The following is an 8,615-nucleotide window of genomic DNA, read 5'->3' as shown; positions in this document are numbered from 1 at the left end:
CCGCGGCCCGGTCGCTGACGTCGAGACCACGGGCCTCGGCGCTGTGTCCGCTGTCGCGGAGCTCGGCGGCGACCGTCTCGAGGCGCTCCGTACGCCGGGCGGTCAGGATCACGTGGTGGCCCTCGGCAGCCAGGCGGCGAGCGGTTGCCTCACCGATCCCGCTGCTGGCACCGGTCACCAGGACTGTCTTGGATGTCTTCGTTTCCGTCATGCCTCAAACCCTGCTGCGTTCAACAGCTCCCATGAAGGCCGCGCTGAACCTGGGAGCAGCGCACCCACCCGTCGACGTCTCGTTCGCTCTAGCATCGAAGTCATGGCCTCGACTCCCCTTGGTGACTATCTGCGCAGTCGGCGCGCCCGCGTGGGCCCCGACGACGTGAAGGTGCCGAGCATCGGCGTACGCCGGGTCCCGGGTCTGCGTCGGGAGGAGGTCGCGATGCTGGCCGGAATGAGCGTCGACTACTACGTCCGCCTGGAACAGGGCCGCGAACGTAACCCGTCGGCCCAGGTGCTCGACGCGCTCAGCCAGGTCTTCCGCCTCGACGATGAAGCCCGGCTGCATCTCTACCGGATCGCCGGGCTGGCGCCGGCGTCGTCCCGCGCGATCCTCCCCGAGCGCGTCGACCCCCAGCTGCTCCAGCTGCTGGAGCTGTGGCCGAACACCCCTGCCCTCGTGCTGGGCCGGGCCTACGACGTCCTGGCCGGGAACCGTCTGGCGTACGCCCTCTTCGACGGGTTCCGTCACGGGACCAATCTGCTCGTCAAGGTGTTCCTGGACCCCACAGCGCGGACCTTCTACCCCGACTGGGAGCAGGTTGCGGCGAACACGGTGGCTGGCTTCCGCCTCCTCCACGGCGACGCACCGCACGACCCACGCATCCGCGAGGTTCTACGCACTGTCAGCGAGCAGAGCACGGACTTCACGCGCCTGTGGGCCCGGCAGGATGCGCGCGGCAAGCGCCACGAGTCCAAGCGGTTCCACCACCCCGACGTCGGCGAGGTGACGCTTCGGATGGAAGCCTTCGACGTCCGTTCCAGCCCCGGGCAGCAGCTCGTCGTGTACCACGCCGACCCCGGCTCACCCAGCGCCGAGGCGCTGCGGCTGCTGGGCACTCTGGATGCGACCAGAGCCGAGGAACAGAAGACCCGCTGATCGCGGCACGCGGCTCAGCCGCCTTGCACCCGGCCTCGGGCACATCCGATGACTTCCCCGAGGTCGACACCGTAGGTCGGCCCGGCGGTCTGTTCGTACGCTTCGAGCCGACCCGCTGCCCGGTCGATCAGGCGCGCGGCACCGACGGAGTTCCCGCGCTCGTGGTGGGTCAGCCCCACGCACAGCTGAGCCAGCCCCTGCCACAGCTCGCGCTCGTCCTCGGGGCACGACTTCCACCGGACCTCGAGGGCCTCGTGGGCCGCGAAGGGGCGCCCGTCGTCGAGCAGCCTGCGGGCGTACGCCAGGGTCTCGTCGGGAGGTAACGGCTCCTCGGAGATCGGCTCGACGCCGACCTCGCCGTACGGCAGCGGACGCCCGAGTGCGTCGCGCGGTCGAGCCTGCTGCGCACGTCCTTGATCGTTCCGATCGCGATCGCTCACCATGTCAGCCTCCTCGGCTCCCACCATACGGACCCGCTGAGATAACCGATTGCGCGGGACGGCTGGGCCAGTGACGCTCAGCCCATGGAGTTCTTCTGCTACCACCGCGACCGCTCAGGGTCGACGCCGCTGCGCATCCAGATGGTCGAGGAGCATTGGACCTACATGGACCAGTACGCCGCGACGATGATCGCCCGCGGACCGACCTTCACCAGCGACGAGACAATGACCGGGAGCGTACACATCCTCGATCTCCCCGATGCGACCGCAGCTCGCGCCTTCGCCTTCGAGGAGCCCGGCTACCAGGCCGGCGCCTATCGTGACGTGCTGCTGCGGCGGTGGCACAACACGCTCGGTCGCACCATGTGGGACTTCGACGACCGCCGGTCCGATGCCGATCGATACCTCGTTCTCGGCCTCTCCGAGCCTGAGGCGGAGCCGACCGAGCTGCCGCGCGGCGACGACCTGATCGCATGCGGGCCGCTCCTGTCGGACGACGGATCCATGGTCCTCGGCGCGGCGGTGCTGCTGCAGGCAGCCTCTGCTGGCGCAGCCCAGCAGGTCCTCTCCCCCGACAGCTTCGCGTCGTTCGAGGTCCACCAGTGGGACTTCGGCGGGCGGTCCGACTAGGACACCCGCAAATGCACGAATGGCCCCGACTGCAGAAGCAGTCGGGGCCCTTCGAGTTAAATCAGGAGACGCGGACGTTCTCAGCCTGCGGGCCCTTGGGGCCGGCGGTGACGTCGAACTCGACCTTCTGGTTCTCGTCGAGCGACTTGTAACCGTTGGTCTGGATAGCGGAGAAGTGAACGAACACGTCCTCGCCGCCACCGTCCTGCGCGATGAAGCCGAAGCCCTTGTCAGCGTTGAACCACTTGACAGTTCCCTGAGCCATGATCTTGTTCCTTTGTTCGGTGCCGGGACACTGTGCCCCGAGCTGCTGAAGACATCCACACCTGAGCTGATGTCCAGCGAACCGAAAACCAGAAGTAAAAGATACAAGCCGCGACTTGGTGTGCGGCCAGGACGGCTTTGTGCCCGTCCCTTCAACAAGACCGACTGTACCGCATCCGCTCCGGATTCGGGGTTTCGACGTTCTTCGGCGCGGCGGATCAGGCCCGCGCCGCCTCCCCGCTCGGTCCTTCGGCACCGGCGTCGAGCAACCGGATCGTCTCGTCGAACTCGGCCTCGATGGCCGGGTTCGCCCTGTAGGTCAGCAGGCTGACCAATACCGCGACGACCGAGTTGAGGACGAAGCCCGGCACGATCTCGTACATCTGCGAGCTGAGCGCGTCGATGTTGCCCCACACGACGACCGTCACCGCACCGACCACCAGACCGGCCAGAGCGCCGGCCGCGGTGAGCTTCCGCCACCACAGCGCCAGCAGGATGATCGGGCCGAAGGAAGCGCCGAAGCCCGCCCAGGCGTAGGCGACCAGGTCGAGTACGGTCCCGCTCTTCGGCCAGGCCAGCACGGCCGCCACGATCGCGACCCCCAGCACCGCTAGCCGGCCGAACATGACCAACTGGCGGTCAGAGGCGTCGCTCTTGAAGACCGCCTTGTAGAGGTCCTCCACCAGGGCCGAGGAGGTCACCAGGAGCTGCGAGGAGATCGTGCTCATGATCGCTGCGAGCACCGCGGCGAGCATGACGCCCGCGACGAGCGGGTGGAAGAGGATCTGACCCAGGGCGATGAAGACCGCCTCCGGGTCCGTGAGCGTCGCGTCGGGGTTCTGCTGGTAGTAGGCGATGCCCACCAGGGCGGTGCCGACCGCGCCGAAGAGGCTCAGCAGCATCCAGCCGATGCCGATCCGCCGCGCGGCGGCGGCCTCCCCCGCCGTACGCAGGGCCATGAACCGGACGATGATGTGCGGCTGGCCGAAGTAGCCCAGACCCCACGCCAGAGCGGAGACGACACCGAGGAAGGTTGCCCCTTCGACCATGCTCAGCCGCGCCGGGTCGACGGCACGGATGCTGTCCAGGGTCTCGGACGGCCCACCGGTCACGAAGACACCGACGACCGGCACCAGGATCAGCGCGAGCAGCATGATCGTGCCCTGCACGAAGTCGGTGTAGGAGACGGCGAGGAAGCCACCGAAGAGCGTGTACGCCACCACGACGGCGGCGACCACCAGCAGGCCGGTGTGGAACTCGGTGTTGAAGGAGCTCTCGAAGAAGACGCCGCCGGCGACCAGGCCCGAGGAGACGTAGAAGGTGAAGAAGACCAGGATGACCAGGCCGGAGGCGATCCGGAGCAGTCGCGAGCTGTCCTTGAGCCGGCTCTCCAAGAAGCTGGGCACGGTGATCGAGTCGCCCGAGACCTCCGTGTACGTCCGCAGCCGCGGCGCCACGATCTTCCAGTTGAGCCAGGCGCCGACGGTCAGGCCGACAGCGATCCAGCCCTCCATCAGCCCGGACGCGTAGATCGCGCCGGGAAGGCCCATGAGAAGCCACCCGGACATGTCCGAGGCACCCGCACTCAACGCACTCACCATCGGGCCGAGTCCACGGCCGCCCAGCATGTAGTCGTCGAGGTTCGAGGTGCGCCGGTACGCCCAGGCGCCGATGCCGAGCATGGCGACCAGATAGGCCACCAGCGCCAGGATTTGATAGGTCAGGTCTGACATCGAGAGAGAACTCCAGGATCGGGGGAATGCCGCCGCAGAACCTAACCCGTAGACCGCGTTTGACTGTGATCGGCACCTCATGACCGCGGTACCCCACGCCTGAGGCCGCTTGGCACCGGCCCGCCGTCCCGCGCAGACCGTGGCAGGCTGGTCGCCATGGCGACCATCCATGGCACCGAGGCGACCGCTGCCCAGCTGTCCGCGCTCGCCCTGACCGGCTATGGCCACTTCACCTCGATGCACGTCGAGGAAGGCGCCGTACGCGGCCTCGACCTGCACATCGAACGCCTGATCGGCAACGCCCGAGTCGTCTTCGATGTCGATCTCGACCGAGACGCGTTGGTGTCCGACATCCGCGCGGCGATCGCCGGGTCATCCGGCTCCTACACGCTGCGGGTGACCGTGTTCGACCCGGCGATCCACCTCGGGAACCTCGGGACGGTCACCGCACAGCCCGTGCACCTGATCACCACCCGCCCCAGCGGCACCGGGCCGCTTGCGCCGCTGCGAGTCAGGACGGTCGTCTTCCAGCGCGACACCCCGGAGATGAAGCACGTCGGCCTCTTCAGCCCCCTCCACCTACGGTTCGCGGCCAAGAGGGCGGGCTTCGACGACGTCCTGTTCACCGACCCCAGCAGCACGAACGTCTCCGAGGGAAGCACCTGGAACATCGGCTTCGTCACCGCCGACGGATCCGTGCTCTGGCCTGACGCCCCGGTCCTCCCCGGGGTGACCATGACACTCCTCCAAGCCGCCGGCATGCACGACGTACGGACCGTCCCGGTCGATCAGATCGGCGAGATGCGAGCTGCGTTCGCGACCAACGCGAGCATCGGCGTACGCCCCATCAGCATGATCGACGACCACGGCTTCGATCCGGACGACCCGGTGATCACCGACCTGCAGCGGATCTACGCAGCCACCCCGGCGCAACGAGCCTGAGGCACACCTGGCCGACCGGCACGCCCCTGCAGGTGACCAACCTGTGGACCAACGACCACGTGGCGAAGGTCGCCCGACCGTTCGTGTGACTCCTCCGAACAACCACCCGAGCGCGAGTCCCGTGCAACGAGAGTCCTGAAAGGCCTTCTGATCTGCTTCGCAGCAGGTCAGAAGGCCTTTTGGAGTTGGTGCGTGATGCTGCGCTCGAACCGTCCTGTGCCAACGGCGGCGTACGCTCGTCGGGGGCGGTCAACCCGCCAACGGCTCTCCCCTCAACCCCCGGCGGCGCTGGGTGAGGCGTTCGCCCAGCCGAAACTGTCGGTCCCAGTTGGGGCTGTACTCAACCCCGCACAGAGCCAGGACCCGCACCAAGGACTCGCGTGTCTCGTCGCTCGGTTCCACCCCTAAGCCGTTGCGCAAACGGTCCTCGCACTCGCTGTACCAGCGCAACGCCATTCCCAGCTCGCTGCAGTTGCCATGCATCTCCATCATGAGGCGGTACATCTCCTCGTTGTAGGGATCCAACGAGACGACTCGCTTGCACAGGTCGATGGCCGCCAGCTCCCTGCCCTCGGCGACCGCGATCACGATCAGGCCGTTGAGGACCTTGACGTACAGCGATTCAGCCCACATGCGCTCCTCGCGGGCCCACTCGGACTCATCATCGGGCAGAAACGGCCCATGGTAGAGAGCTGCGGCTTCGGCATAGGTGGCCTTGGCCAGGTCCACGTCCCCGGCTTCAGCAGCTGCCGCCGCGGACTGCGCGAGCATCGAGAAGTCTGTGATGTCGACACAGACATCGTCCGTGACCAGCTCGTACCCGAAATCCACGTATCGCACCTCGGCCACCGGGACGCCCGCCTGCTTCTCGCACTCACGGAGCACCCTGCGCAACGCGTGGACGGCGACCTTCAACGATGCGTTGCCGCCCCCGCTGCTTCCCTCCGGCCACAGGACATCAACCAGCTGGCTCTTCGGGATCACTCGTCCTCGTCGCATCGCGAGGTACTGAAAGAGCTTTCGTGTCTTCCCAGCCCGCAAGCCTGCTGCAGGCACCCCCTGTACGCGCACCTCAGAAGTGCCCAGCATCCTGACTTCCAAACTTCGACCTGTCATCTGCTCCCCTGAGACGTTCGGCTCGATCATGGCCCCGAGAACGCCACTGGCGAAAGTGTTGCGACTTTGGTTACATACTTCCACCCTGCACTACGCTTGGGCATCGCGGATCTGTTTTACGGAAGAACGTTTGGCTCTCTTGGCTAAGACTTCGTCACAGCGCCGCGGCCAGGCCGCGCGGCGTCGGCCGGTCGACCAACATCACGAAGTCCATCTCGACACCGAACTCGGACTCGGCACGCTCGATCAACATGGCCGCCTGCAGGGACCCACCACCGAGCTCGAAGAAGTCGTCGTCGGCACCGACCGCCGCCAGGGCCAAGACGTCGGCGAACAGCGCGCAGAACTGCTCCTCCCGCTCCCCGTCCGGTACCGAGAACTGTGCGCTGAGGTCGGGGCGATCAAGCGGCTGCTGGCTCAACGTCAAGCGGTCGATCTTTCCGTTCCGGCCGGTCGGCAACGGTCCAGTGACGTACCTGCGAGGCACAGACGGCGCTGGTAACCGCGTTTCCAAGTACGTCCGTACAGCGTCGAGGTCGATCTCGCTGTCACCGTCGATGTAGGCGACCAGCACCCGCGGCCCGTTGCCCGGCTCATGAGCAACGACCGCGGCCGCTGCGATCACGTCCAACGACAAGAGCTCGTGCTCGATCTCCGCCGGCAGAACCCTGACACCGTCGATCTTGACCTCATCGTCGATACGGCCGACGACCTCCACCACGCCATCGGCACCGAAACGGGCCAGGTCCCCGCTGCGGTACAGCACAGGGAAAGGGTCCGAGTCGATCGGGTTCGCGACGAACTTCGTCGCCGCCTTGGCCTCGTCGTTCAGGTAGCCCTTGGACAGGCTTCTGCCTGATATGCACAGCTCGCCGATCACTCGGCGGGGCACCGGGTTCAGCTCGGAGTCCAGCACGTACATGTTCACGTTCCGCACTGGCCGCCCGATGGGCACCGCAGACAGCCGTTCGCGTGGGACATCGCGCACCAGCCGGGTCGCGTCGCACACCGACACGACGTTGGCCTCGGTGGACCCGTACACGTTGAGCACCTGGTAGGTGCTGCGGATCGTGGGCCACACGCCCAGGCGTTCACCCGCCACGCGCAGCGACCGGAAGGATTCCGATACTCCTGAGTCGAGCTTGATCATCTGCTCAGCGAGGGCCGTCGGCATCTGGGAGTGAGAGATGCCGTGCTCTTCGATCCACGTCCACGCTGTACGTGGATCGCTGCCCAAGGCGTCGGGGGCGACGACCACCGTCGCTCCCATCCACAGGCTGGGGAACAGGTCCACCTGGACCAGCCCGACGCCCGGAGGGCAGAACCACGACGCCCGTGAGTCCGAACCCAGTCCCGACGCCGCTGCGATCGCGACCGCGGTGTTGGCCATCGGCCCGTGCCTCAGCTCCACCGCCTTCGGTGTACCCGTCGAACCGGACGTGAATGCGATGTGACTGGTGGCATCGGGGTCCAGCGGGGGCGAGACCTTCAGCTCGACGTGCAGGTCGATCGTCGAGTCGTCGATGTCCATGTCTACTTCGATGAACCGCAAGCCGGCCGCAGCGGCGCTGTGTCGCACGGAGTCAGCGCTGCTGTCTCCCACCACGACCACGGTCCGCGACTGGCGCAGCTGCGCCTCCACCCGCGCCGACGGGAGGGCAGGGTCGATCAGCACCACGGGGCAATCGGCCAGGAACGCAGCCAGCTGGGCCACCGCACTCTGCGTACCCCTACCCAGCGCCACCGCCACCGGATCGCGCGGCCGTGCGTGGCCGGCGACGAGCCGCGCGTTCGCCACCGCCAACCTCGCCAGCTCGTCATAGCTGGTCGAACGCCCACCCTCCTCGATGGCGCACTTCGTCGGGCTCTCCAGTGCATGTCGCAGCACCGCCCTCCACACCCCGAACGTGGGTCCTGGTTCAACCGGCCCCATCCCGACCGCCAGCTCGTCTCGAGCCACGGAACCGGCCCGCTCTGCGGCCCCAGCCTCTCCCAGCAGCTCAGCCACCAAGGCGGCGAAACCGCGAACCTCCTCCGTCCCAGCCATCGGACCACGACCGACGAACCTGACCAGATCGGCAGTCCGTTCCACCGACATCGTCGCGGCCGGCGATCGGACGACCCCGTCGGTGATCAGCTCGACATCCACCTGGACGCCGGAGGCGGCACTCCTCGGCTGCTCGCGATATCCGTCGTCGTGAACGCAGGTCCACGCCCCCTCGGCATCGTCTATCTCGACCACGCCGTCAGGCCGATATCGGGTAGCGACTCTGGCGAGGAGCTCGCGGGCACCGCGGGGGCCGATCGCGTCCCACACAGGGGTACGGAGAGTCGTCT

General features: G+C 67.2%; 9 protein-coding genes. 3 read left to right on the top strand and 6 right to left on the bottom strand.

Features of this window, described 5'->3' with window-relative positions:
* A partial coding sequence (locus H5T77_RS18370; RefSeq protein ID WP_292651669.1) for an SDR family NAD(P)-dependent oxidoreductase occupies positions 1-211 on the bottom strand: 211 nt, incomplete at its 3' end.
* Between the two features lie 102 nt (positions 212-313).
* Here H5T77_RS18370 and H5T77_RS18365 point away from each other — a divergent pair.
* Positions 314-1,153 (top strand): helix-turn-helix domain-containing protein, encoded by an 840-nt coding sequence (locus H5T77_RS18365; RefSeq protein ID WP_292651667.1) that lies wholly within the window; start codon positions 314-316, stop codon positions 1,151-1,153.
* 14 nt (positions 1,154-1,167) lie between these two features.
* Here the strand turns inward: H5T77_RS18365 and H5T77_RS18360 are convergent, their stop codons facing one another.
* Entirely contained in the window at positions 1,168-1,596 is a 429-nt protein-coding gene (locus H5T77_RS18360) for a DUF309 domain-containing protein (RefSeq protein WP_292651665.1), read from the bottom strand.
* 81 nt (positions 1,597-1,677) lie between these two features.
* On the opposite strand from H5T77_RS18360, the gene H5T77_RS18355 reads away from it, so the two are divergent.
* Positions 1,678-2,223, top strand: a complete 546-nt coding sequence (locus H5T77_RS18355; RefSeq protein WP_292651663.1) for a YciI family protein — start codon at positions 1,678-1,680, stop codon at positions 2,221-2,223.
* A gap of 61 nt (positions 2,224-2,284) precedes the next feature.
* Here the strand turns inward: H5T77_RS18355 and H5T77_RS18350 are convergent, their stop codons facing one another.
* Complete coding sequence (locus H5T77_RS18350; protein WP_045547499.1) at positions 2,285-2,488, bottom strand: cold-shock protein; 204 nt, start codon at positions 2,486-2,488, stop codon at positions 2,285-2,287.
* Between the two features lie 217 nt (positions 2,489-2,705).
* Complete coding sequence (putP, locus tag H5T77_RS18345; protein ID WP_292651657.1) at positions 2,706-4,220, bottom strand: sodium/proline symporter PutP; 1,515 nt, start codon at positions 4,218-4,220, stop codon at positions 2,706-2,708.
* Between the two features lie 156 nt (positions 4,221-4,376).
* Between putP and H5T77_RS18340 the strand changes: the two genes are divergently transcribed.
* A complete protein-coding gene (locus H5T77_RS18340) occupies positions 4,377-5,162 on the top strand; it encodes an aminotransferase class IV (protein ID WP_292651656.1) in 786 nt (261 codons plus the stop codon).
* Positions 5,163-5,411: 249 nt separating this feature from the next.
* On the opposite strand, the gene H5T77_RS18335 is transcribed toward H5T77_RS18340, so the two are convergent.
* Together H5T77_RS18335 and H5T77_RS18330 are read right to left on the bottom strand one after the other, a co-directional pair.
* On the bottom strand, positions 5,412-6,251 hold the full coding sequence (locus H5T77_RS18335) for an AfsR/SARP family transcriptional regulator (protein WP_292651670.1): 840 nt from the start codon (positions 6,249-6,251) through the stop codon (positions 5,412-5,414).
* A gap of 181 nt (positions 6,252-6,432) precedes the next feature.
* A complete protein-coding gene (locus H5T77_RS18330; protein ID WP_292651655.1) occupies positions 6,433-8,520 on the bottom strand; it encodes a non-ribosomal peptide synthetase in 2,088 nt (695 codons plus the stop codon).
* Positions 8,521-8,615: the final 95 nt, after the last annotated feature.

It is taken from the genome of Nocardioides sp. (assembly GCF_014360585.1).
Taxonomy (GTDB): Bacteria; Actinomycetota; Actinomycetes; order Propionibacteriales; family Nocardioidaceae; genus Nocardioides.
This window is presented reverse-complemented; position numbering and strand designations above follow the sequence as displayed.

Excerpts from the sequence above, each read along its gene's own strand:
- H5T77_RS18365 (WP_292651667.1), top strand. The coding sequence starts at position 314 with ATGGCCTCGACTCCCCTTGGTGACTATCTGCGCAGTCGGCGCGCCCGC.
- H5T77_RS18360 (WP_292651665.1), bottom strand. The coding sequence starts at position 1,596 with ATGGTGAGCGATCGCGATCGGAACGATCAAGGACGTGCGCAGCAGGCT.
- H5T77_RS18355 (WP_292651663.1), top strand. The coding sequence starts at position 1,678 with ATGGAGTTCTTCTGCTACCACCGCGACCGCTCAGGGTCGACGCCGCTG.
- H5T77_RS18350 (WP_045547499.1), bottom strand. The coding sequence starts at position 2,488 with ATGGCTCAGGGAACTGTCAAGTGGTTCAACGCTGACAAGGGCTTCGGC.
- putP (WP_292651657.1), bottom strand. The coding sequence starts at position 4,220 with ATGTCAGACCTGACCTATCAAATCCTGGCGCTGGTGGCCTATCTGGTC.
- H5T77_RS18340 (WP_292651656.1), top strand. The coding sequence starts at position 4,377 with ATGGCGACCATCCATGGCACCGAGGCGACCGCTGCCCAGCTGTCCGCG.
- H5T77_RS18335 (WP_292651670.1), bottom strand. The coding sequence starts at position 6,251 with ATGCTGGGCACTTCTGAGGTGCGCGTACAGGGGGTGCCTGCAGCAGGC.